This is a genomic window from Streptomyces sp., assembly GCF_031181555.1.
Classification (GTDB): Bacteria; Actinomycetota; Actinomycetes; order Streptomycetales; family Streptomycetaceae; genus Streptomyces; species Streptomyces fimbriatus.
The window spans coordinates 1-22,354 of the sequence record NZ_JAPSKQ010000060.1; the positions used below are offsets into that span (position 1 = coordinate 1).

The 22,354-nt window shown below is 71.4% G+C and carries 25 protein-coding genes; 7 read left to right on the forward strand and 18 right to left on the reverse strand.

What is annotated here, in order from left to right; translation table 11 throughout:
• From ftsH to dacB, 5 genes are all read right to left on the reverse strand, one after another.
• A partial coding sequence (ftsH, locus tag RIM90_RS14875) for an ATP-dependent zinc metalloprotease FtsH (protein ID WP_309061173.1) occupies positions 1 to 1,307 on the reverse strand: 1,307 nt, incomplete at its 3' end.
• Between the two features lie 188 nt (positions 1,308 to 1,495).
• Positions 1,496 to 2,056, reverse strand: coding sequence for a hypoxanthine phosphoribosyltransferase (gene hpt / locus RIM90_RS14880; protein ID WP_016825215.1), 561 nt, complete (start codon positions 2,054 to 2,056; stop codon positions 1,496 to 1,498).
• 60 nt (positions 2,057 to 2,116) lie between these two features.
• Positions 2,117 to 3,142: a tRNA lysidine(34) synthetase TilS gene (tilS, locus tag RIM90_RS14885; RefSeq protein WP_309061174.1), complete on the reverse strand. Its 1,026-nt coding sequence runs from the start codon at positions 3,140 to 3,142 to the stop codon at positions 2,117 to 2,119.
• Positions 3,143 to 3,331: 189 nt separating this feature from the next.
• Positions 3,332 to 4,465 (reverse strand): zinc-dependent metalloprotease, encoded by a 1,134-nt coding sequence (locus RIM90_RS14890; RefSeq protein ID WP_309061175.1) that lies wholly within the window; start codon positions 4,463 to 4,465, stop codon positions 3,332 to 3,334.
• A 66-nt stretch (positions 4,466 to 4,531) separates the two neighbouring features.
• Positions 4,532 to 6,109 (reverse strand): D-alanyl-D-alanine carboxypeptidase/D-alanyl-D-alanine-endopeptidase, encoded by a 1,578-nt coding sequence (gene dacB, locus RIM90_RS14895; protein ID WP_309061176.1) that lies wholly within the window; start codon positions 6,107 to 6,109, stop codon positions 4,532 to 4,534.
• Positions 6,110 to 6,236: 127 nt separating this feature from the next.
• Between dacB and RIM90_RS14900 the strand changes: the two genes are divergently transcribed.
• Positions 6,237 to 6,728, forward strand: a complete 492-nt coding sequence (locus RIM90_RS14900) for an inorganic diphosphatase (RefSeq protein WP_159538844.1) — start codon at positions 6,237 to 6,239, stop codon at positions 6,726 to 6,728.
• 184 nt (positions 6,729 to 6,912) lie between these two features.
• Positions 6,913 to 8,610: a threonine/serine exporter family protein gene (locus RIM90_RS14905; protein ID WP_309061177.1), complete on the forward strand. Its 1,698-nt coding sequence runs from the start codon at positions 6,913 to 6,915 to the stop codon at positions 8,608 to 8,610.
• Between the two features lie 28 nt (positions 8,611 to 8,638).
• On the opposite strand, the gene RIM90_RS14910 is transcribed toward RIM90_RS14905, so the two are convergent.
• Positions 8,639 to 9,565 (reverse strand): VTT domain-containing protein, encoded by a 927-nt coding sequence (locus RIM90_RS14910; protein ID WP_309061178.1) that lies wholly within the window; start codon positions 9,563 to 9,565, stop codon positions 8,639 to 8,641.
• 196 nt (positions 9,566 to 9,761) lie between these two features.
• Positions 9,762 to 10,523: a MerR family transcriptional regulator gene (locus tag RIM90_RS14915; RefSeq protein WP_309061179.1), complete on the reverse strand. Its 762-nt coding sequence runs from the start codon at positions 10,521 to 10,523 to the stop codon at positions 9,762 to 9,764.
• A gap of 192 nt (positions 10,524 to 10,715) precedes the next feature.
• On the opposite strand from RIM90_RS14915, the gene RIM90_RS14920 reads away from it, so the two are divergent.
• Positions 10,716 to 12,125, forward strand: a complete 1,410-nt coding sequence (locus RIM90_RS14920) for a glutamate decarboxylase (protein ID WP_309061180.1) — start codon at positions 10,716 to 10,718, stop codon at positions 12,123 to 12,125.
• 14 nt (positions 12,126 to 12,139) lie between these two features.
• Here the strand turns inward: RIM90_RS14920 and RIM90_RS14925 are convergent, their stop codons facing one another.
• From RIM90_RS14925 to RIM90_RS14950, 6 genes are all read right to left on the reverse strand, one after another.
• On the reverse strand, positions 12,140 to 12,901 hold the full coding sequence (locus tag RIM90_RS14925) for an ABC transporter permease (RefSeq protein WP_309061181.1): 762 nt from the start codon (positions 12,899 to 12,901) through the stop codon (positions 12,140 to 12,142).
• The gene (locus RIM90_RS14930) at positions 12,898 to 13,875 is read right to left on the reverse strand and encodes an ATP-binding cassette domain-containing protein (RefSeq protein WP_309061182.1); all 978 of its coding nucleotides are present in this window, start codon (positions 13,873 to 13,875) and stop codon (positions 12,898 to 12,900) included. Before RIM90_RS14930 ends, RIM90_RS14925 begins: the two co-directional genes overlap by 4 nt.
• A gap of 73 nt (positions 13,876 to 13,948) precedes the next feature.
• Positions 13,949 to 14,590, reverse strand: a complete 642-nt coding sequence (locus tag RIM90_RS14935; RefSeq protein ID WP_309061183.1) for a PadR family transcriptional regulator — start codon at positions 14,588 to 14,590, stop codon at positions 13,949 to 13,951.
• A 25-nt stretch (positions 14,591 to 14,615) separates the two neighbouring features.
• The gene (locus RIM90_RS14940) at positions 14,616 to 15,164 is read right to left on the reverse strand and encodes a DinB family protein (RefSeq protein WP_309061184.1); all 549 of its coding nucleotides are present in this window, start codon (positions 15,162 to 15,164) and stop codon (positions 14,616 to 14,618) included.
• Between the two features lie 119 nt (positions 15,165 to 15,283).
• Positions 15,284 to 16,744, reverse strand: coding sequence for an aldehyde dehydrogenase family protein (locus RIM90_RS14945; RefSeq protein WP_309061185.1), 1,461 nt, complete (start codon positions 16,742 to 16,744; stop codon positions 15,284 to 15,286).
• Positions 16,745 to 16,823: 79 nt separating this feature from the next.
• Positions 16,824 to 17,648: a helix-turn-helix transcriptional regulator gene (locus RIM90_RS14950; protein ID WP_309061186.1), complete on the reverse strand. Its 825-nt coding sequence runs from the start codon at positions 17,646 to 17,648 to the stop codon at positions 16,824 to 16,826.
• Positions 17,649 to 18,044: 396 nt separating this feature from the next.
• On the opposite strand from RIM90_RS14950, the gene RIM90_RS14955 reads away from it, so the two are divergent.
• Complete coding sequence (locus tag RIM90_RS14955; RefSeq protein ID WP_309061187.1) at positions 18,045 to 18,542, forward strand: ATP-binding protein; 498 nt, start codon at positions 18,045 to 18,047, stop codon at positions 18,540 to 18,542.
• Positions 18,543 to 18,651: 109 nt separating this feature from the next.
• Here RIM90_RS14955 and RIM90_RS14960 read toward each other — a convergent pair whose 3' ends face one another.
• From RIM90_RS14960 to rpmG, 5 genes are all read right to left on the reverse strand, one after another.
• On the reverse strand, positions 18,652 to 18,936 hold the full coding sequence (locus RIM90_RS14960) for a DUF397 domain-containing protein (protein WP_184819786.1): 285 nt from the start codon (positions 18,934 to 18,936) through the stop codon (positions 18,652 to 18,654).
• Positions 18,937 to 19,269: 333 nt separating this feature from the next.
• The gene (gene rpsR / locus RIM90_RS14965) at positions 19,270 to 19,503 is read right to left on the reverse strand and encodes a 30S ribosomal protein S18 (RefSeq protein WP_309061188.1); all 234 of its coding nucleotides are present in this window, start codon (positions 19,501 to 19,503) and stop codon (positions 19,270 to 19,272) included.
• A gap of 5 nt (positions 19,504 to 19,508) precedes the next feature.
• Positions 19,509 to 20,651 carry a GTP-binding protein gene (locus RIM90_RS14970; protein ID WP_309061189.1) on the reverse strand — a complete coding sequence of 381 codons (1,143 nt, stop codon included), beginning with the start codon at positions 20,649 to 20,651 and terminating at the stop codon, positions 19,509 to 19,511.
• Positions 20,648 to 20,911 (reverse strand): type B 50S ribosomal protein L31, encoded by a 264-nt coding sequence (locus RIM90_RS14975; RefSeq protein ID WP_309061190.1) that lies wholly within the window; start codon positions 20,909 to 20,911, stop codon positions 20,648 to 20,650. The genes RIM90_RS14970 and RIM90_RS14975 overlap by 4 nt, the downstream gene beginning before the upstream one ends.
• Before the next feature lie 9 nt (positions 20,912 to 20,920).
• Positions 20,921 to 21,085, reverse strand: a complete 165-nt coding sequence (rpmG, locus tag RIM90_RS14980; RefSeq protein ID WP_033321692.1) for a 50S ribosomal protein L33 — start codon at positions 21,083 to 21,085, stop codon at positions 20,921 to 20,923.
• Between the two features lie 73 nt (positions 21,086 to 21,158).
• On the opposite strand from rpmG, the gene rpmB reads away from it, so the two are divergent.
• The 3 genes from rpmB (at position 21,159) to RIM90_RS14995 (ending at position 22,328) form a co-directional block, all read left to right on the forward strand.
• Positions 21,159 to 21,395, forward strand: coding sequence for a 50S ribosomal protein L28 (gene rpmB, locus RIM90_RS14985; RefSeq protein ID WP_309061191.1), 237 nt, complete (start codon positions 21,159 to 21,161; stop codon positions 21,393 to 21,395).
• On the forward strand, positions 21,395 to 21,700 hold the full coding sequence (rpsN, locus tag RIM90_RS14990; protein ID WP_309061192.1) for a 30S ribosomal protein S14: 306 nt from the start codon (positions 21,395 to 21,397) through the stop codon (positions 21,698 to 21,700). Before rpmB ends, rpsN begins: the two co-directional genes overlap by 1 nt.
• A 133-nt stretch (positions 21,701 to 21,833) precedes the next feature.
• Positions 21,834 to 22,328 carry a hypothetical protein gene (locus RIM90_RS14995; RefSeq protein WP_309061193.1) on the forward strand — a complete coding sequence of 165 codons (495 nt, stop codon included), beginning with the start codon at positions 21,834 to 21,836 and terminating at the stop codon, positions 22,326 to 22,328.
• The last annotated feature ends 26 nt before the right edge of the window (positions 22,329 to 22,354 follow it).

A 22,354-nucleotide genomic window follows, 5' to 3' on the forward strand; every position in this document is an offset into this window, starting at 1 on the left:
CCGCCCTCGTGGTACGCGGTGATCTTCTTCTCCTTGTCCGACATGATCCGGGTCCGCTTCTGCGGGCCCGCGACCACGCGGTCGATCGCCTCGTCCAGCATCTTGTTGTCGATCAGCTTCTGGTCGCTGCGGGCCGTGAGCAGCGCGGCCTCGTTCAGCACGTTGGCGAGATCGGCACCGGTCATGCCGGGGGTGCGGCGGGCGACGGCCGACAGGTCGACGTCCGGGGCGACCGGCTTGCCCTTCTGGTGGACCTTGAGGATCTCCAGCCGGCCCTGCATGTCCGGGCGGTCGACCGCGATCTGGCGGTCGAAGCGGCCGGGGCGCAGGAGGGCCGGGTCGAGGATGTCCGGACGGTTCGTGGCGGCGATGAGGATCACGCCGCCCTTGACGTCGAAGCCGTCCATCTCGACGAGGAGCTGGTTCAGGGTCTGCTCGCGCTCGTCGTGACCACCGCCGAGGCCGGCGCCGCGGTGGCGGCCGACCGCGTCGATCTCGTCGACGAAGACGATCGCGGGGGCGTTGGCCTTGGCCTGTTCGAACAGGTCACGGACACGGGAGGCACCGACACCGACGAACATCTCGACGAAGTCGGAACCGGAGATCGAGTAGAACGGGACACCGGCCTCGCCCGCGACGGCACGCGCGAGCAGGGTCTTGCCGGTTCCGGGCGGGCCGTAGAGCAGCACGCCCTTGGGGATCTTCGCCCCGACGGCCTGGAACTTCGCCGGCTCCTGCAGGAACTCCTTGATCTCGTGGAGTTCCTCGACCGCCTCCTCCGATCCCGCGACGTCGGCGAACGTCGTCTTCGGGGTGTCCTTGGTGATGAGCTTCGCCTTGGACTTCCCGAAGTTCATGACGCGGGAGCCGCCGCCCTGCATCTGATTCATCAGGAACAGGAAGACGAGCACGATGAGGACGAAGGGCAGCAGGGACAGCAGAATGCTCACGAACGGGTTCTGCTTGGACGGCGAGACCGTGTAGCCGTCCGGGATCTGTTCGTTCTGGAACTTGTCCTGCAGCGTGTTGGCGATGGTGACGCCCTGGTCACCGATGTAGCTCGCCTGGATCTTGGAACTGTCCTTGACCTTGACGCCGTCCTTGAGCTGGACCTTGATGATCTGCTCGTCGCCGGTGGTCAGCTTGGCCGACTCGACCTTGTTCTCATTGATCGCCTGGACGACCTGGCCCGTGTCCACCGTCTTGTAGCCGCCGGACGAGCCGACGACCTGCATCAACACGACCACGGCAAGGACGGCCAGCACGATCCACATGACCGGCCCACGGAAGTATCGCTTCACGTCCATCCATACGGAGCGGTGCCGCCCCGTCCCTCCTGCCATAGTGAGTTTGATAAAGGCTGTTCTTCGGACGGTACCCCAGCATTGTCCCCCGAAGCTGCGTGGGACGGCCGGCAAACGCGTCTACGCATGCTCCAACGCCGCCGGGCCCGCTGGGGTTCCCGATCACCGTACGGCGGACGGGCCCTGGGGACTCAGCCGCCGTAGACGTGGGGCGCGAGCGTACCGACGAACGGGAGGTTGCGGTACTTCTCGGCGTAGTCGAGGCCGTAGCCGACGACGAACTCGTTGGGGATGTCGAATCCGGCCCATTCCACGTCGATGGCGACCTTGGCGGCCTCGGGCTTGCGCAGCAGCGTGCACACCTTGAGGGATGCGGGCTCGCGCGAGCCGAGGTTGGAGATCAGCCAGGACAGGGTCAGGCCGGAGTCGATGATGTCCTCGACGATGAGGACGTGCTTGCCCTTGATGTCGGTGTCGAGGTCCTTGAGGATCCGCACCACACCGGAGGACTGGGTGCCCGCCCCGTACGAGGATACGGCCATCCAGTCCATGGTGACGGGGGTGGACAGCGCCCGGGCGAGGTCGGCCATGACCATCACCGCGCCCTTGAGGACGCCGACGAGCAGCAGGTCCTTGCCCGCGTACTCCGCGTCGATCTTCGCGGCCAGCTCCACCAGCTTGGCGTCGATCTCTTCCTTGGTGATGAGCACCTTCTCGAGGTCGGCACCCATGTCTTTCGCGTCCACCCGCATCACTTTCGGTCGTCCCACCGGCCGTCCCGTACCGTTCGCGGCGCTGCCGGGGGTAAGGATTCAGCCTTGCCGAATCACCAGTCTGCCACCCTGCCGCCGGGCGACGACTTTGCCGGGGAGGTTGATGGCCCCCTGTCCGCGCCAGCCGGTGATCAGCCGGTCCACTTCCTCGATGTGGCGGGCGAACAGCGAACCGGCCGGGGCACCGGCCTCGATGGCGGCGCGGCGCAGCACGCGGCGGCGTACGGCGGGCGGCAGGGCGTGGAGCCCGGCGCACTCCAGGCGGCCGTCGGCGTCGCGGACGCCGGCCGCGGCCCGGCCGGCCCAGGCGTCGAGGGCGTCGGCGTCGTCGCGGGAGAGCTGGGCCGTACGGGCGAGGGCCTCGACGACGCCCTTGCCGAGGGCCTTCTCCAGGGCGGGCAGGCCCTCGTGGCGCAGACGGGAGCGGGTGTAGGCCGGGTCGGTGTTGTGCGGGTCGTCCCAGACCGAGAGGGACTGGACCATGCAGGCCTTGCGGGCGGTCTGCCGGTCGAGCTGGAGGAAGGGGCGCCGGTAACGGCCGCCGGCCCCCGAGACCGCGGCCATTCCGGACAGGGAGCGGATGCCGGAGCCGCGGGCGAGCCCCAGCAGGACGGTTTCGGCCTGGTCGTCACGGGTGTGGCCGAGCAGGACGGCGGCGGCGCCGTGCCGTTCGACGGCGGCGTCCAGGGCGGCGTAGCGGGCGTCCCGGGCGGCGGCCTCGGGTCCGCCTTCGCGGCCGACGCGGACGGCGACGGACTCGACGGGGTCCAGTCCGAGTTCGCGCAGGCGCAGCACGACCTCGGCGGCGCGCGCGTCGGAGCCGGCCTGGAGGCCGTGGTCGACGGTGACACCGCCGGCGCGGACGCCGGCCCGGGGGGCCTCGAAGGCGAGGGCGGAGGCGAGCGCCATGGAGTCGGCGCCGCCGGAGCAGGCCACGAGCACGAGCGGGGAGGGGGGACGCTCGCCCGGGGCCCGGTCGGGGGTTCGGCTGTGGTCGTCGAGGATGTCGTGGAGGACGCGGCGGACCGCCAGGCGTATCGCCGCGACCGCAGGATGGGGACCCATGTCCGGTTCCCTTCATGAAGTTTTCGGGGGGTGAACCCGATGTCGGTCACTCAGAGTGTGTAGATGGTGACAGAACCGGGCCGTTACCCGAGCATCGCACGCCTACCCCTGGCTCACGGTCCCTCGGACGGGTGATTGCAGGGGCGTCCGCATGCCATCGGCAGGATTCGCTTCATGATGCGCGCGGGCTCACGCGTCGGGCTTGCGGTGCACCCGTGCGACCCAGTCCGCCGGTTTGGCGATCTCCGCCTTGGTGGGGAGCGTGTTGGGCGAGGTCCACACGCGGTTGAAGCCGTCCATGCCGGTCTCCTCGACGACGGCGCGCACGAAGCGTTCGCCGTCGCGGTACTGGCGGAGCTTGGCGTCCAGGCCGAGCAGTTTGCGCAGGGCGAGGTCCAGGCGGGAGGCGCCCTTGGCACGGCGCTGCTGGAACTTCTCGCGGATCTCGGCGACGCTCGGCACGACCGCGGGACCGACGCCGTCCATCACGAAGTCGGCGTGACCCTCCAGCAGGGACATCACGGCGGTGAGGCGGCCGAGGATCTCGCGCTGGGCGGGGGTCTGCACGAGCTCGACGAGGGAGCGCCCGTCGTCGCCCTCCTCGCCCTCGGGGCGGCCGCCGACGAGGGACTGGGCGGCTTCGCGGACGCGTTCCAGGACGGTCATGGGGTCGACGTCGGTCTCCTCCAGGAACGACTGGATCTCGCTCTCCAAGTGGTCCCGAAGCCAGGGCACGGCGGTGAACTGGGTGCGGTGGGTCTCCTCGTGCAGGGTCACCCACAGGCGGAAGTCGTGCGGTTCGACGTCGAGCTCGCGTTCGACGTGGACGATGTTGGGGGCGACGAGCAGCAGCCGGCCGCCGCCGTTCTCCCCCGCCGGGAGGTCGCGGGTGGCGGGGGCGAAGGTCTCGTACTGGCCGAGGACGCGGGAGGCGAGGAAGGACAGCAGCATGCCCAGCTCCACGCCGGTGACCTTGCCGCCGACGGCGCCGAGGACCGCGTTGCCGGGGCTGTTGCCGCGGCGTTCCTGCATCTTGTCGAGGAGCGGTTTGAGGAGCTCGCGGAAGCCGGCGACGTTGGCCCGGACCCAGCCGGGGCGGTCGACGACGAGCACGGGCGTGTCGTGGGTCTCCTCGGTGCCCATCCGGGTGAAGCCCCGGACGTGCTCCTCCGAGGCCTTCGCGTGCCGGCGCAGTTCCGCGACGACGGCCCGGGCCTCCTCGCGGCTCACGTCGGGGCCCGGCCGCATGAGCCGGGTCGCGGTCGCGACCGCGAGATTCCAGTCGACCATCCCGGAAGAGGCAGCACCACCGATGCTCGTCATGCGTCAACCGTACGTGAGTGCCCGGGGTTGGGGCAGGGCGGCGAGGTGGGCGGCCCGGGCGGGCGGTCACCGGCAGCCGCACGCCGCCAGTGCCGTGGCCGCCCTGTCCAGGGCGGACTGGGCCGCCACCGGGTCGGTGGTGCCGTTCGCCAGGAAGGCGAAGGCCAGCAGCCTGCCGTCCCGGTCGACGACGGTGCCCGCCAGGGAGTTGACGCCGGTGAGCGTGCCGGTCTTGGCGCGTACGACGCCGGCCGCCCCGTCGGCGTAGCGGCCGGCGAGGGTGCCGGTGAAGCCGGCCACGGGCAGACCGGTGAGGACGGGGCGCAGCTCGGGGCGGGCGGGGTCGCCCGCCTTCACGAGCAGGGCGGTGAGGAGGTCGGCGGTGAGCCGACCGCCCCGGTCGAGGCCGCTGCCGTCCTTGAAGACGGCGCCCTTCACGGGCAGGCCGAGCTTCTTCAGCCGGGCGGTGACGGCCGCGCCGGCGCCGGCGAAGTCGGCGCTCTCGCCGGTGGCGAGGGCGGTGTGGCGGGCGAGGGCCTCGGCGAGGTCGTTGTCGCTGTGGGTCAGCATCCGTTCGACGAGGGCGGCCAGCGGCGGCGAGGAGACCGTGGCGAGGGTGTCGGCGCGGGTGGTGGCCTTCGACGGGCCGGGGGGCGTGGTCTTGACGCCGTGGCCCTCGAGGAACGCGCCGAACTTCCGTGCGGCGTCGGCCGCCGGGTCGGCGACGCGCGGGGCGGGGCCGCTGGTGGAGTCGTCGGTGCGGGCCTCGTCGGCCATCAGGGGGGTGACGGCGGCGAGGTTGGGGTTGACCCCGATCGGGTGGGTCGTGGTGCCCCGGTAGAGGGTCGTGTCGTAGGAGAGGGTCACCTCGCGCACGCCCCGTTTGGCCAGGGCGGCGGCGGTGCGCTCGGCGAGGTCGCGCAGGCTCGCGAGGTCACCGGCCTCCTCGCGGGCGGTGAGGGTGGGGTCGCCGCCGCCGACCAGCACGACCTCCCCGGTGTCGGGTTCGAAGACGGCGCGGGTGGTGAGGCGGTGGTCGGCGCCCATCGCGGAGAGCGCGGCGACGCCGGTGGCGATCTTCGTGGTCGAGGCGGGGACGAGCGCGTCGCCGGAGCCGGTGCCGTACAGCCGTTCCCCGGTGGTCACGTCGACCACGGCGGTGGAGTGGCGGCCGAGCGCCGGGGCCTTCAGCAACGGATCGAGGGTGGCGGTGAGCGCCTTGCCGCCGGGCGCCGACCGCACGGCGGTGGCGGTGCCGCCGAGGCCGGTGAGCACGGAGGCGGCCGGTGGGGCGGCCCGGGGCCCGCGGGGCGGCGTACCGGCGTGGGCGCGGGCGCGGCCGTGATCTGCGCCACGCGCGGCTTCCAGGGCCACGGCCCGGTCCCGCTCGGCCGTACGCTGACCGGTGGAGTCCCAGGGACCGGCGGCGGTCGCCACTCCCGCGGCCAGCGCCAGACCGGCGGTGGCGGCGGTCGCGGTGAACCGCCAGGTCTTCGGCCGTACGCCCCGCGGGACCCGTGGTGACCCCGGCCGGTCCGGCCGCGCGAACCGTGGCCCGGTGGCCGCGGCGACGCGCGCGAGACGCGGCCGTACGGTCTCCGCGGCCCGGGCGAGACGCGGCCGTACGGCGTCCGCGATCCGCACGACATGCGGTCCCGCGGCCCGCCAAGGCCTCAGCTCTGGCACGACCACCAGCCCCTTTCGCGATCACACATCTGCGTGAGGGACACTTAACCACCAGAACTATGTGCTGATCATGGAGGAGCCACCGGTGGAGTTCGACGTCACGATCGAGATCCCGAAGGGTTCGCGGAACAAGTACGAGGTGGACCACGAGACGGGTCGGATCCGCCTGGACCGTCGACTCTTCACCTCGACCGCCTACCCGACCGACTACGGCTTCGTCGAGAACACCCTCGGCGAGGACGGCGACCCGCTGGACGCGCTGGTCATCCTCGACGAGCCGACGTTCCCGGGCTGCCTGATCCGCTGCCGCGCGATCGGCATGTTCCGCATGACGGACGAGGCCGGCGGCGACGACAAGCTGCTGTGCGTCCCGGCGACGGACCCGCGCGTGGAGCACCTGCGGGACATCCACCACGTGTCCGAGTTCGACCGCCTGGAGATCCAGCACTTCTTCGAGGTCTACAAGGACCTGGAGCCGGGCAAGTCGGTCGAGGGCGCCAACTGGGTGGGCCGGGTGGACGCCGAGGCGGAGATCGAGCGGTCCTACAAGCGCTTCGAGGAGCAGGGCGGCCACTGAGCCTCCCGCCTCCGCGCGAGTCGCAGGACGGGCCGCACGCGCTGCGCGTGCGGCCCGTCCTGCTGTCCGTGCGCATACTGAGGGCCGAAGCCGCCCTCGGGGCGGACGACGGAAATGTGACGAAGGGCCCCGGCGGGGCAGGCTTACGGACGGTGTCGTACGTCGTACAGGGAGCGCAGGGCAAGTGACGGACGCGGAGGACCGCAAGCCGCAGTCGGACGAGGCGAGGAGTGGCTTCGTGCCTCCCGCGGGTCCGGCTGCACCGGCCGAGGCCGAGTCGTCGACGACGTCCGAGTTCGCCCTTCCCAAGGGTCTGGCCGTCCCGAAGACCGGCCCGGACTCCGAGACGACCTCCGAGTTCGCCCTCCCGGACGGACTGGACGTGGCTCCCCCGCAGCCGGCCGAGGCGGAGGGGTCGGCGTTCAGCCCGCCGAGGACCTACAGCGCGAAGCAGCCGCCGGCGGCGTTCACCCCGCCGAGCGGGGTACCGCTCGTCAGACTGACCAAGGACGTGCCCTGGCAGGACCGGATGCGCACGATGCTGCGCATGCCGGTGACCGAGCGGCCGGCTCCGGAGCCGGTGCAGCGGCACGACGACGCCGGGCCGGCGGTGCCGCGCGTCCTCGACCTGACCCTGCGGATCGGGGAGCTGCTGCTGGCGGGCGGTGAGGGCGCCGAGGACGTGGAGGCGGCGATGTTCGCCGTGTGCCGCTCCTACGGCCTGGACCGCTGCGAGCCCAACGTCACCTTCACCCTGCTGTCGATCTCCTACCAGCCGTCCCTGGTCGACGACCCGGTGTCCGCCTCCCGCACGGTGCGCCGCCGCAGCCCCGACTACACGCGGCTGGCGGCCGTGTACCGGCTGGTGGACGACCTCAGCGACGACGAGACCCACGTCTCCCTGGAGGAGGCGTACGGGCGGCTGGCGGAGATACGCCGCAACCGGCATCCGTATCCCGGCTGGGTGCTGACCGGCGCGAGCGGGCTGCTCGCGGGCGCGGCCTCGGTGCTGGTCGGCGGTAACTACCTGGTGTTCGTCGCCGCCGCGATCGGCGCGATGCTCGGCGACCGGCTGGCCTGGCTGTGCGCGGGGCGCGGGCTGCCGGAGTTCTACCAGTTCACGGTGGCCGCGATGCCGCCGGCCGCGATCGGGGTGACGCTGACGCTGGCGCACGCGGACGTGAAGGCGTCCGCGGTGATCACCGGTGGGCTGTTCGCGCTGCTGCCCGGGCGGGCGCTGGTGGCGGGTGTGCAGGACGGTCTGACCGGCTTCTACATCACCGCGTCCGCGCGTCTGCTGGAGGTCCTGTACTTCTTCGTGGGCATCGTGGCCGGGGTGCTGACGGTGCTGTACTTCGGCGTGCAGCTGGGCGCCAAGCTGAGCCCGGACGCGGAGTTCGGCGTCTCCGAGCGGCCGGGGTGGCAGATCACCGCGTCGATGCTGCTGTCGCTGACCTTCGCGGTGCTGCTCCAGCAGGAGCGGTCCACCGTGCTGATGGTGACCCTGAACGGCGGGGTCGCGTGGGTGGTGTACGGGGCGATGCACTACGCGGGCGGCATCTCGCCGGTGGCGTCCACGGCCGTGGCGGCGGGTGTGGTGGGCCTGTTCGGGCAGCTGCTGGCCCGGTACCGGTTCGCGTCCGCGCTGCCGTACACCACGGCGGCGATCGGACCGCTGCTGCCCGGCTCCGCCACGTACTTCGGTCTGCTGGGGATCGCCCAGAGCGAGGTCGACTCGGGGCTGGTGTCCCTCACGAAGGCCGTGGCGCTGGCCATGGCCATCGCGATCGGGGTGAACCTCGGATCGGAGATCTCGCGCCTGTTCCTGCGGATCGGCTCCGCCGAGAAGCGCAGGGCGGCGAAGCGGACGCGGGGCTTCTAACCGCCCCGCGTCCCGGGCCGGTTCCGGTTCAGTAACCGCGGTGGTACGGCTGCTGCTGGTTGTGGTCCTGCCCCTGCCCCTGGCCCTGCGGGTACTGGCCGTAGTACGGGCCGTTGCCGTACGGCTGCTGGGTCTGCTGGGGCCGGGGCTGCTGCTGCGGATAGCCCTGGTCGCCGTAGGGCCGGTGGGCGGCCTGCTGGGGCGGCTGCTGGGTGGGGGTGATGCGGCGCAGCTGGGTCGTGGCGTCGTCCATGACGGGGGGCTGCGGGTGCTGCTGCTGGTGGTACGGGGAGGGCTGCGGGTGCTGCGGGGCGGCCGGGGCCTCGGCGGCGGCGCGCTTCTTCTTGCCGCGCTCGCGCAGGTACTCGACGATGATCGGGACCACGGAGGCGAAGACGATCAGGATGAGGATCGCCTCGACGTTGGTCTTGATGAACTCGATCTGGCCGAGCCAGTACCCGGCGACGGTGACGCCGACTCCCCAGGCGATGCCGCCGATGACGTTGTACGTGAGGAACGTGCGGTACTTCATGCGGCCGGCGCCGGCCACGATGGGGGCGAAGGTGCGCACGATCGGGACGAAGCGGGCCAGGACGATCGCCTTGGGGCCGTACTTCTCCATGAACTCGTGGGCCTTCTCCAGGTTCTCCTGTTTGAAGAGCTTGGAGTTCGGCCGGTTGAACAGCCTGGGCCCGAAGAACTTGCCGATCGTGTAGCCGACCTGGTCACCGGTGACGGCGGCGATCACGATCAGCGTGCACACCAGCCACAGCGGCTGGCTGATGTAGTTGCCCTCGGCCACGAAGAGCCCCGCCGTGAACAGCAGGGAGTCACCGGGCAGGAACGCGAAGAGACCGGACTCCGCGAAGACGATCAGCAGGATGCCGGGAAGGCTGAAGGTCTCGATCAGGTAGTCCGGGCTCAGCCACTCGGGGCCGAGCGCAAGCGTGGTCACGGGGATGTGGCTCCTGCTGCTGGGGGGACAGGGGGGCTGGGCTGGCTGCCCAAATTATGAACGCAGCCGTGCGGGCCCAGGTTCCATGGGGTACCCAGCATGCCCTGTCCCCCGCCCCGGACAAAGCCGTGGGCCGCCGGACGTGGAGGATCCCGGCCGGCGGCCCTGGACCGGGAGCGAGCCGGACCAGGTCCGCTCAGGAGGAGTGCCGGGCGGCGTTGGCGACGATCGCGTCCCGCAGGTAGGCGGCGAGACCGGGCCTGGCCTTGTCGATGTTCCGCGTGAACCGCTCGTCCGAGACGTACATCTCGCCCAGGCAGGCGTGCATCTCGTGTCCGCAGTCGTAGTGGTTGCGGGAGATCCCCCGGCGGTGCTCCTCGGCGGCGTCCATCGCCGCCTCGGAGTCCGCCGGCTCACCGGCCTCCATCAGCGCGACGAACCGCCGGGTGAGCTCGTCGGCCTCGCGCTGGATGCGCAGCCAGTCCTCCTTGGTGTAGGACGCGGTGCGTTCCCGCGACTGCCGGTAGGCGTCGGTGTCGCCCCAGCGCTCCTGCACCTCGTCCTCGTACTGGTCCGGGTCGAAGTCCCCGAACACCTCGAACTTCTCCTCGGGCGTGAGGTTGATGCCCATTTTCCGTGCCTCCATGGCGTGTTCGACGGCCGCCGCCATCTTCTGCAGCTTCTCGATCCGGGCGGTCAGCAGTTCGTGCTGGCGGCGCAGGTGCGCGCGCGGGTCCGCGGCCGGGTCGTCGAGCAGGGCGGCGACCTCGTCGAGCGGGAAGCCGAGCTCCCGGTAGAACAGGATCTGCTGCAGCCGGTCGAGGTCGGCGTCGCTGTAGCGCCGGTGGCCCGCGTGACTGCGCTCGCTCGGGACGAGCAGGCCGATGGCGTCGTAGTGGTGCAGGGTGCGCACCGTGACCCCGGCGAAGCCGGCCACCTGTCCCACGGAGTAGCTCACTTCCGCTCCCTTCTCGGTACGCACTCCACCCTGGATCCTCACGCCACGTGAGGTGCAAGCCGATGTCGCCCTCCCGGACATCACGCCGGGTTCGTCCGGTTCAACGAGCTCCGCAAGTTCCGTTTCATCAAGTTTCGTCCTCTTCCTCCGCTTATCGTGTGCGCGTGGCTCTCCCGAGATCCGGAGGCATCCATGCCGCTTCATGAAGGCCCGCAGGACGACGGGCGGCCCCTGTCCGTCAATCCCTTCCTCGGACCGGCCAACCCGGTCGGGGACATGACCGAGGCCCCGCCCAAGCACCGGCTGCCCGCCACGCCCACGGCGCCCTCGACGGCGTACCAGCTGGTGCACGACGAGCTGATGCTGGACGGCAACGCGCGGCTGAACCTGGCCACCTTCGTCACCACCTGGATGGAGCCGGAGGCCGGTGTCCTGATGGCGGAGTGCCGGGACAAGAACATGATCGACAAGGACGAGTACCCGCGCACCGCCGAGCTGGAGCGGCGTTGCACGGCGATGCTCGCGGACCTGTGGCACGCGCCCGATCCGTCGGCGGCCGTGGGCTGTTCGACGACCGGGTCGAGCGAGGCGTGCATGCTCGCCGGGATGGCGCTGAAGCGGCGCTGGGCGCGCAGGAACGCCGACCGGTACCCGTCGAAGGACGCCCGGCCGAATCTCGTCATGGGCGTCAACGTCCAGGTCTGCTGGGAGAAGTTCTGCGCCTACTGGGAGGTGGAGGCCCGCCAGGTCCCCATGGAGGGCGAGCGGTTCCACCTCGACCCGCGGGCCGCCGCCGAGCTGTGCGACGAGAACACCATCGGGGCCGTCGGCGTCCTGGGGTCCACCTTCGACGGGTCGTACGAGCCGATCGCGGACCTGTGCGCGGCGCTGGACGGGCTCCAGGAGCGCACCGGCCTCGACGTCCCGGTGCACGTCGACGGGGCGTCCGGCGCGATGGTCGCGCCCTTCCTCGACGAGGACCTGGTGTGGGACTTCCGCCTCCCGCGCGTGGCGTCGATCAACACGTCCGGGCACAAGTACGGGCTGGTCTACCCGGGCGTCGGCTGGGCACTGTGGCGGGACGCGGACGCGCTGCCGGAGGAACTGGTCTTCCGGGTGAACTACCTGGGCGGCGACATGCCGACCTTCGCGCTGAACTTCTCCCGGCCGGGCGCGCAGGTCGCGGCGCAGTACTACACGTTCCTGCGGCTGGGCCGCGCGGGCTACCGGGCCGTGCAGCAGGCCGCGCGGGACGTGGCCCGGGGCCTCGCCGCACGGATCGGGGCGCTCGGCGACTTCCGGCTGCTGACCCGGGGCGACCAGCTGCCGGTGTTCGCCTTCACGACCGCCCCGGAGGTGACGGCGTACGACGTCTTCGACGTCTCCCGGCGGATGCGGGAGCGCGGCTGGCTGGTGCCCGCCTACACCTTCCCGGCGAACCGCCAGGACCTGTCGGTGCTGCGGGTGGTGTGCCGCAACGGCTTCTCCGAGGACCTCGCCGACCTGTTCGCGCAGGACCTGGCCCGGCTGCTCCCGGAGCTGCGCCGGCAGCCGCGTCCCCTCACCCGCGACAGGGACGCGGCCACCGGTTTCCACCACTAGGGCCTGTCCGCCGGCTAACGGCTCAGCCGCGTGAACCTCCGCACCGCCAGCGGGAAGAACACCGCGAGCAGCGCCAGGGGCCATACGACGGCGGCCCACACGTGCCCCGGCTCCCCGCCGGGGCTGCCGAACAGGTCGCGCACGGCCGTGGCCGTCCGGGACATGGGGTTCCACTGGACGACCGTGCCCAGCCAGTCGGGCATGGACTCGGGCGCGGCGAAGGCGTTGGACAGGAAGCCGACCGGCCAGACCAGGATCTGCACGGCCTGCACCAGTTCGGGTTTCCCGGCCACCAGCGCCAGGTGGATGCCGATCCACAGCATCGCGAAGCGGAACAGCAGGAGCAGTCCCACGGCGCCCAGGAAACCGGCCGGGCCGCCGTGGGCGCGCCAGCCGAGCGCCGCGGCGACGGCGAGGAGCACGGCCAGGCCGAGCACCGACTGGAGCATGTCGGCGGCGGAACGTCCCACCAGGACCGCTCCGTTGGCCATGGGCAGGGAACGGAAGCGGTCGATGACGCCCTTGTCGAGGTCCCGGGTGACGGCGACCATCGTGCCCTCCAGGCCGAAGGCCATGGTGAGGGCGAGCATGCCGGGGACCAGGAAGTCGAGGTACTCGCCGTTCACCCCCCGGCCGCCGCCGACCAGGTAGCCGAACATCAGCAGCAGCATCACCGGGAAGACCAGGTTCACCACCACCGCGACCGGCTGCCGCCCCCAGCGGGCGAGTTCGCGGCGGGTCATGGTCCAGGAGTCGGTCAGCGCGTAGGTGGTCACGCGGCCTCCTTCACTCGGTCGTTCCCCCGGTCGGGGTGCCCGGTCAGCCGCAGGAACACCTCGTCGAGCGTGGGCCTGCGCAGGGCGATGTCCTCGGCCTCGACACCGGCCTCCTCCAGCGCGCGGACGACCCCGGCCAGGGCCGCCATGCGGTCGGTGACGGGGGCGCTGAGCATCCGGCGGTCCGCGTCCACCGTCACCTCGCCCTTCGGCACGGGCAGCAGGGCGACGGCCGCGCCCAGCTGCCCGGCGTCGCGCAGGACGACGTCGATGCGGTCGCCGCCGACGGCGGCCTTGAGCTCGTCCGCCGTGCCGTCGGCGACGACCCGGCCGGCGTCCACGACCGAGATGCGGTCGGCGAGCTGGTCGGCCTCCTCCAGGTACTGGGTGGTGAGCAGGACCGTCGTACCGCCGCCGACCAGGGAGCGGACCGATTCCCACACCTCCGCGCGGCCGCGCGGGTCCAGGCCGGTGGTCGGTTCGTCCAGGAAGAGCACCTCCGGTTCGGTGATCAGCGAGGCGGCGAGGTCCAGGCGGCGCCGCATGCCGCCGCTGTACTGCTTCACCGCCTTGCGTCCGGTGCCGCCGAGATCGAAGCGCTCCAGAAGTTCGCCGGCACGCGCGCGTGCCCGCCGCGCGCCCAGGTGGTGCAGGCGGCCGAACAGCTCCAGGTTCTGCCGGCCGTCGAGTTCCTCGTCGAGCGCCGCGTGCTGGCCGAGCAGGCCGATGCGCCGGCGCACGGCGTACGCCTCGCGCACCGCGTCGTGCCCCGCCACCTCGACCCGGCCCGCGTCGGGCCGCAGCAGGGTGGCCAGGATCCGGACCAGGGTGGTCTTGCCCGCGCCGTTCGGGCCGAGCACCCCGTGCACCGTGCCGCGCGCGACCGTCAGGTCGAGCCCGTCCAGCGCGGGTCTGCCGCTCCTTCCGCCGTACGTCTTGCGTGCTTCCTCGACGGTGATCGCCGCGTCGGCCACTGGGACTCCCTCGCTAGTCAAAGTTGACTACCAGGTCGAGGGTATGCCCCCGGCGCGTATTGGTCAAACTTGATTAGTGGGCGTCCCCGGGATGCCGCTCCCCCGTCGCGTACGGGTTCTCCTCGCCCTCGGCCAGGACGCCGACGAACGGTTCGCCCTCACCGGCGAAGGTGTAGGCGCCGGCGCGGATGCGCTCGATGAGACCGCGGGTCCACTCGGCGCCGAAGTCGGCCGAGCGGACCCAGAAGTCCATGATCTCCCCGATGTGGCCCAGCCGGCCGGGGCCGTCCTCGGGCGTGTAGTACTCGGTGACGGACCTGCGCCACTCCCCGATGGCGCGCATCCGCTGCTCCAGGAGGGCGAGGGCCTCCGCGCGGTCGAGGTCGACCATGAGGCCGAGTCCGGCCGAGAGGACGTCCGGCTTCTGGTCGTAGGAGGTCAGGGACTCCCGCAGCAGCCGGAAGTACTCCTCGGTGCCCTGCTCGGTGATCTCGTACTCCGTGCGCGGCGGGCCGCCGGCCGTGGAGGGGGCGGTCTCGTGCGCGTGCAGCAGCCCCTGCTTGGCCATCTGCTTCAGGGCGTGGTAGATCGAGCCGGGCTTGGCGTTGGACCACTCGTGCGCGCCCCAGTACTCCAGGTCGTTGCGCACCTGGTAGCCGTGGGCCCGCCCGTGCTGGCGCACCGCGCCGAGCACGAGGAGACGGATCACTGACATGCGGTCCAGAGTAGGCCGCGGGCGGTCACTCCCAGGAGCCGCCCTGCTCCTTCGCGACCAGTTCGAAGGCGGTGGCACCGTCCAGGGACTCCCGGATGATGTCGGCGTGACCGGCGTGCCGGGCGGTCTCGCGGATCAGGTGCAGGCACAGCCAGCGCATCGAGAGCCGCTCGTCCTTCGGGTGCCAGGGCGTCTTCTCCAGCAGGAAGGTGTCGTCGAGGCTGGGCACCGCGCGGATGAACGCCTCCGTCTCGGCGGCCACCTCCTCGTAGTACGCGAGACAGGACTCCACGGTCTCGTCGCCGACCAGCACGAAGCACTCGTGCCAGTTCGACTCGTCCCGGTGGACGGCCGGCGGCTCGCCCTTGGCGCGGGCGATCCAGCCCTGCTCGATCTCGGCGACGTGCTTGAGCAGCCCGGCCAGGGACAGCTCGCTGGCGCTGGGGCGGGAGGACGCCTGCTCGTCCGTGAGGCCGAGCAGCGCCCGCCGGATGCCGCCGCGCTGCTCGGCGACGAAGGCCAGGAGCGCTCCCCGCTCGTCGCCCCGCTCCTCGGGTCCCACGTGAGTGACCATGACCGGCCGCCTTTCGTCGTTTCGGCACAGGTGGCCCCTGCTGCCTGACACCGGCGACACTACGGGCCATTGAGGTCGGATCCTGTCCTCAATGGCCCGGGGAGCGGAAGAACGAGGACCTAGAACGGGAAGCCGCTCCGGCCGTGCTGGACCGAGATCCACTTCACCGTGGTGAAGGCGTCCAGCATCGCGTCGCCGTTCAGGCGGCCGCTGCCCGAGTGCTTCTCGCCGCCGAAGGGGACGATCGGCTCGTCGTGCACGGTGCCGTCGTTCACGTGGAACATGCCGGTGTCGATCTGCTTGGCGAAGTTCACGCCCCGCTCGACGTCACCGGTGTGCACGGCGCCGCTCAGGCCGTACGGGGTGTCGTTGACGATGCGCACGGCCTCCTCCTCGCCGTCGAAGGGGATGAGGAAGGCGACCGGGCCGAACACCTCCTGCTGGAGCAGGGCGGAGTCGGCGGGCAGGCCGGTCAGCACGGACGGTTCGACCAGGTTGGCGGTGCGCGCGCCGCGCACCAGGGCGGTCGCGCCCTCGGCGAGGGCCTGCTCGACGACGCCGGTGAGGGCGTCCGCCTGCTGGGAGTTGATCACCGGGCCGATGACCGTGGCGGGGTCGCGCGGGTCGCCGGCCTTGAGGGACGTGACCTTGGCGACGAACTTCTCGGTGAACGCGTCGGCCACCGAGCGGTCGACCAGCACACGGTTGGCGGCCATGCAGACCTGGCCCTGGTGGACGTAGCGGCTGAACACGGCCGCGTCGACGGCGTAGTCGAGGTCGGCGTCGTCGAGGACCACCAGCGCGCTGTTGCCGCCGAGTTCGAGGACCGAGCGCTTGAAGAGGGAGGCGCACACGGTGGCGACGTGGCGGCCGACCTTGTCGGAGCCGGTGAAGGAGATGACCTTCGGGACCGGGTGCTCGAGGAACGCGTCACCGATCTCCGCGATGTCGGTGATGACGACGTTCAGCAGACCGCCGGGCAGGCCCGCGTCCTCGAAGATCCTCGCGACCAGCGAGCCGCCGACGATCGGCGTGTTCTGGTGCGGCTTGAGCACCACGCCGTTGCCGAGCGCGAGGGCCGGGGCGACCGACTTCAGCGAGAGGAGGAAGGGGAAGTTGAAGGGGCTGATCACGCCGACGACCCCGACGGGGACGCGGTAGACGCGGTTCTCCTTGCCGTCCACCGGCGAGGGGATGATCCGGCCCTCGGGACGCAGCGCCAGGTGGATCGCCTCGCGCAGGAACTCCTTGGCGAGGTGCAGCTCGAAGGCGGCCTTCAGGCGCGTGCCGCCGAGCTCGGCGACGATCGCCTCGGATATCTCCTCCTCGCGCTCCTCGACCAGCCGGAGCGCCTTCTCGAACACCGCGCGGCGGGCGTACGGGTTGGTCGCCGCCCACTCCTTCTGGGCGCGGGCGGCCGCCCGGTACGCCTGATCGACCTCGTCGACCGTGGCTATGGTGATCGACGCGAGCTTCTCGTCGTCGTACGGGTTGAAGTCGATGATGTCCCAGGAACCACTGCCCGGGCGCCACTCACCGTCGATGTACTGCTGAGCGAGGTCGGTGAAGTACGACGACATGTGATCCCTCAATCCCTTGCTGCATCAGCAGAGCACTGATCAACTTCGCGGTCTGATCACGCGTCATCGTACTTGTGTTTCAAGAGAGTTGGAGGAGCCCCCGGAGAAGGTCCCGGCTCTCCGACGGACCCGGGCTGTCGTGCTGGAGCTCCTTGAGCGCGCTCTCGTACTGGGCGACGTCCTCGACCTTGTCGAGGTACAGCGCGCTGGTGAGCTGCTCCAGGTACACGACGTCCGACAGGTCGGACTCGGGGAAGCTGAGGATCGTGAACGCACCGGACTCGCCGGAGTGCCCGCCGAAGCTGAACGGCATGACCTGCAGCCGGACGTTGGGCCGCTCGGAGACCTCGATCAGGTGCTGGAGCTGGCCGCGCATCACCTCGCGGTCGCCGTACGGCCGGCGCAGGGCGGCCTCGTCGAGGACGACGTGGAACTCGGGGGCGTTCTCCGAGACCAGGTACTTCTGCCGCTCCAGGCGCAGCGCCACCCGCCGTTCGACGTCGGCCTCGCTCGCGCCCTTCATGCCGCGCCGCACGACCGCACGGGCGTACTCCTCGGTCTGCAGCAGGCCGTGCACGAACTGCACCTCGTACGCCCGGATCAGCGAGGCCGCGCCCTCCAGGCCCACGTAGGTGGGGAACCAGCTGGGCAGCACGTCCGAGTAACTGTGCCACCAGCCCGCGACGTTGGCCTCCTTGGCGAGGGAGATCAGCGAGGCGCGCTCCTGCTCGTCCGTGATGCCGTACAGCGTCAGCAGGTCCTCGACGTCCCTGGTCTTGAAGCTCACCCGGCCCAACTCCATCCGGCTGATCTTCGATTCCGAGGCGCGGATCGAGTAGCCCGCCGCCTCGCGCGTGATCCCCCTTGCCTCACGCAGTCGCCTGAGTTGTGATCCGAGCAGCATGCGCCGCACCACCGATCCCGGCTCTCCCGCGCTCACGTTCGCCAGCCTCCCCAACGTCCTCAGGGCCCGCAGTCTGCCACTAAAACACTTCGAGCAGTACTCGCCCGGTTACGTAAACGGAATCCGGCCGAGGAATCCGTTCGGGAAGGGGCAGGGAGGGACCGGGAAGGGACGAGCGAGGAGCAAGAAGGAGACAGGAGGACAGCCGGAAGGGGACACGAAGATGACGGAAAAATTGGCCAACAACCGGTACGGGGAGGTCGATTTCGGTCAGCTGCACGTGCATCTGCCCTTGCATCTGCTGTGCGCATCCGAAACCATGGTCCCCGCACCACCGCCGTATCGCTACGACCGCGAATTCCGGGAGTGCCTCGCATGGGGACGAATGGATCGACCATGCTCGAGCCGTTACGGCAGGGCCTTCCGCCGCTGAACCTCGCGGCCGCGTCCGACGCCGCCTCCTGCGCCCTTCCCGCACGCTACGAAGCGGTGCGCGAGGCCCGGCAGTTCACCCGCAGGACGCTCGACCAGTGGGAGCTGGGCGACCGTTTCGACGACGTGTGCCTGGTGGTGTCCGAACTGGTCACCAACGCCCTGCGGCACGCGCTGCCGGCCAACACCCCCCGGCTGAGGGAACAGGACCCGCCGGTACGGCTGCACCTGATGCGGTGGACCGAGCGGCTGGTGTGCGCCGTGCGCGACCCCAGCGACGACAGCCCCGTCACCCGCGACACGGACGACTTCTCCGCCGAGTCGGGCCGCGGGCTGTTCCTGGTCGACTCCTTCAGCGACGGCTGGGGCTGGCACCCCATGGCGGGCGCGCTCAGCGGCAAGGTGGTCTGGGCGCTGTTCCGGCTCCAGCGTCCCGCCGGGCACGTCCGCGCCGACGTATGAACCGACGCATGGGGGGCGCGGCGCTTCCGGGCGCCGCGCCCCCACGCGCGTCGCCGCCTCCCGGACGCCGTGAAGGACACCCCGGGGCGGACGTCCGCCCCGGGACGCGTCAGCCGGCGACGAGGTGGTCGAACTCCCCGTCCTTCACGCCCAGCAGCATCGCCTCGATCTCCGCGCGGGTGTAGACCAGCGCGGGACCGTCGGGGAAGCGGGAGTTGCGCACGGCCACCTCTCCGCCGGGCAGCCGGGCGAACTCCACGCAGGACCCCTGCGAGTTGCTGTGCCGGCTCTTCTGCCAGGCCACGCCGTCCAGCCTGGTGGCCGCCATGCCGTTGTACACGCCGGACGCGTCGGCACCGTCGTACCCGTCACCGTCGTACACGTCGTGGTCCACAGGTCGCTCCCCGCTGGTGCACTGGCTGGTGTGGCCATTGATGCAGTGGTCAACTGACCGGGATCATAGCTTTGTTCATGTGCAAATGCATGGGCAGATGCACGTGCACGCGGGGTGGTGCTGTGGTTACCGTCCTGCCGGTCGCGCGGTGACCGGTCTGACGGACGTTTACTCGCCCCGCTCCCTTAGAGACGCGCGCGGGAGCCGTCGTGTTCCATCGTGTTTCCCCGTGTTCCCTCCCCATGCCGACGAGCGTGCGGTTTCCTCGCCTTCTCCGTCTTCCTCGCCTTCCTCGCCCTCCTCGCCTTCCTCACCCTCCTCTCCTTCTTCGCCTCAGCGGGTCGCGTAGGGCAGCAGCGCCATCTCGCGTGCGTTCTTGATCGCCCTGGCCAGCTGCCGCTGCTGCTGGGCGGTCACGCGGGTGACGCGGCGGCTGCGGATCTTGCCCCGGTCGGAGATGAACCTCCGCAGCAGATCGGTGTCCTTGTAGTCGATGTACGTGATCCCGGCCTGGTCCAGGGGATTGGGGCGGGACGTGGCGGGCTTGCGGTCGGGCTTGCGGGGCATGGCGGTCAGACCTCCAGGAGGGCGTCGAAGGGGTGCGGCAGCCGCTGCCAGGCGTCGCGCCCGGCGGCGTACTCGGCGTCGGTCAGCAGACAGGACTCCAGGAGCTGCCGGAGTCCCTCGCGGTCGAGGCCGGGGGACGTGAAGACCAGGTGCTGGCAGCGGTCCCCGTGCTCGGGGTGCCAGTCCAGCGCGGCGGCGGCCCGGCGCACCGGCGGGACCATCTCCCACGCCGCGTCGGGCAGCGAGCCCAGCCACGGGCCCGCGCTCTCCACGCACAGGGCGCCGCCCGCCGCGTCCCAGTGGAACAGCGTGTCCGGCTTGTCGGCGAGCCAGAACCGGCCCCGGCTGCGCGCCGCCGCACAGGTCAGATCCTCCAGCGCGGCGTACAGCCGCTCGGGGTGGAAGGGGCGGTGCCTGCGCCAGACGAGGGTGGAGACGCCGTGCGCGTCGGCCTCGGCGGGCAGCAGCGCGCACGCCGGATGCTGGGCGGCGGCCGCCGCCTCCACGTCGAACCCGGCGAGCGCGGCGCCCGCGAGGAGCGAGGACCTGCCGGCCGGACCGTCGACCGGGACCTGACGGGCCGTCGGATGCAGCTGCGCGAGCAGCTCGCGGTCCTCCTCGTCGGCCTCCGGGGAGTCGGTGACGGCCAGGACGGGCGCGTACTCCAGCTGGCGCGCGAAGGTGTCGGCGACCGTGCGCCGGTCGGTCGGGGCGGCGGCGAGCCCGCGTTCGGCGAGGTCGTCGCCGTTGCCCAGGTACGGCAGCAGCAGGGCCGGGTCGACGGCGGTGATCACCCCGGTGACGGTGAAACCGCCCGCGGTGATCACCTCCGCCATGGCCTTCGGCTCGACGGAGTCCCACAGTTCGACGATCGCGAGCGGGGTGTTCCCGGCGTCCGCGAGGCGTTCCAGCTCGGGGACGAGGTCCTCGCGCAGCGCGCAGCAGGCGCAGTCGTTGACGAGGGGCGCCTCCCCGGCGGACAGGACGCCGGTGGCGTCCCGGACGGTCCGTACGACCGTGCCGGTGACGGCCGTCTCCAGGTCGTGGTGGAGCGCGACGCTGCCGGGCACGTCGCCGAGCAGCCGCGCGACCGCGGCCCCGCGGGCGTCGGCGTGCAGCCCGCCGACGATGACCACCGGCAGCGTCATGCCCCACCCCGCCCGCCGTACCGGCGCTCGAAGCGCTCCACGCGGCCGGCGGTGTCCAGGACGCGCGCGGTGCCGGTGTAGAAGGGGTGGCTGACGTTCGAGATCTCGACGTCGACGACCGGGTAGGTGCGGCCGTCCTCCCACTCGACGGTCTTCCCGGTCGGCACCCCGGCGAGCGTCGAGCGGGTGAGGAAGGCGTGTCCGGCGGCGCGGTCACGGAAGACGACGGGCCCGTACTCCGGGTGGATTCCCTTGCGCATGGCGGTGGTTCAGCGCTCCTCTCGGAAGTCGACGTGGCGTCCGACGACCGGGTCGTACTTGCGCAGCGTCAGGCGGTCCGGGTCGTTGCGGCGGTTCTTGCGGGTGACGTAGGTGAAGCCGGTGCCGGCCGTGGACCGGAGTTTGATGACCGGGCGGAGTTCGTTGCGTGCCATGCTGCTACCTTACTGAAAATGATTCCCATTTGCATAATGGGTTGAGGAACGACTCCAGAGAGGTGCATCACTCGTGTCCGCGCACTGCATGCTGACCGGCGCCCGGCCGGGCTTCGGCAACCGGATCTCGCACTCCCACCGGCGCACGTCCCGCCGCTTCGACCCGAACGTCCAGACCAAGCGGTACTGGCTGCCGAGCGAGGGCCGCCACGTACGGCTGCGGCTGAGCGCCAGGGCGATCAGGACCGTCGACGCGATCGGCGTCGAGGCGGCCGTGGCCCGCATCCGCGCCCGGGGGGAGAGGGTCTGATGGCGAAGAAGAGCAAGATCGCGAAGAACGAGCAGCGGCGGGAGGTCGTCGCGCGCCACGCCGCGCGGCGGGCCGAGTTGAAGGAGATCATCCGGCGGCCCTCCTCCACGGAGGAGGAACGGGCGGCGGCGCAGCGCGAGCTGCGCAGGCAGCCGCGCGACGCGAGCGCGACGCGCGTGCGCAACCGGGACCAGACGGACGGGCGTCCGCGCGGGTACCTCCGGGCGTTCGGGCTGTCACGGGTGAGTCTGCGGGCGCAGGCGCACGCGGGGTACCTGCCGGGCGTGCGCAAGGCCTCCTGGTAGGGGTTCGGGGTGGGGCGGTGCGGTGCGAGGTGCGCCACGGGGGGTGGTGAAGTGACTGGTGAGTACGGTTAGCTGGCCGCGGTCGTTCCGGCCGACGGGGCCGGCTACAGCTAGGGGGCTTCCAGTGACTTCGGTGACCTTCTCGCGCGCACGCGTGGCGGCGACGGCCGTCGGTCTGGCCGGCGCGCTCGCACTCACCGCGTGCAGCGGGGACGGCGGCTCCGGAGGTTCCGGCGCCCCCGAGCCCACCCCCACCCCGTCCGCCACGGCACCCGACGGCTACGGCAGCACCGGCGCCCCCGAGAGCCCGGCGAGCGAGCTGGAGGGCAGCTGGCTCACCACGGCCGAGGGCAGGGCCGTCGCCCTGATGGTCACCGGCGAGCAGGCCGCCCTCTTCGCCACCGGCGGCACCGTGTGCAGCGGCACCGCGCGGGAGGACGCCGGGACGCACACGATCCGTCTGAAGTGCACCGACGGCAGCACGGACCGGGTGAACGGCACGGTCGACCCCGTCGGCGCGTCCTCCCTGAAGGTGACCTGGGAGGGCGCCCTCGGCACCGAGACGTACACGAAGGCCGAGGGCGGCAGGCTGCCGACGGGGCTGCCGACGGCGGGGCTCGGGTCGTAGGGCGGGCCGAGCAGCGGGTGGACCGG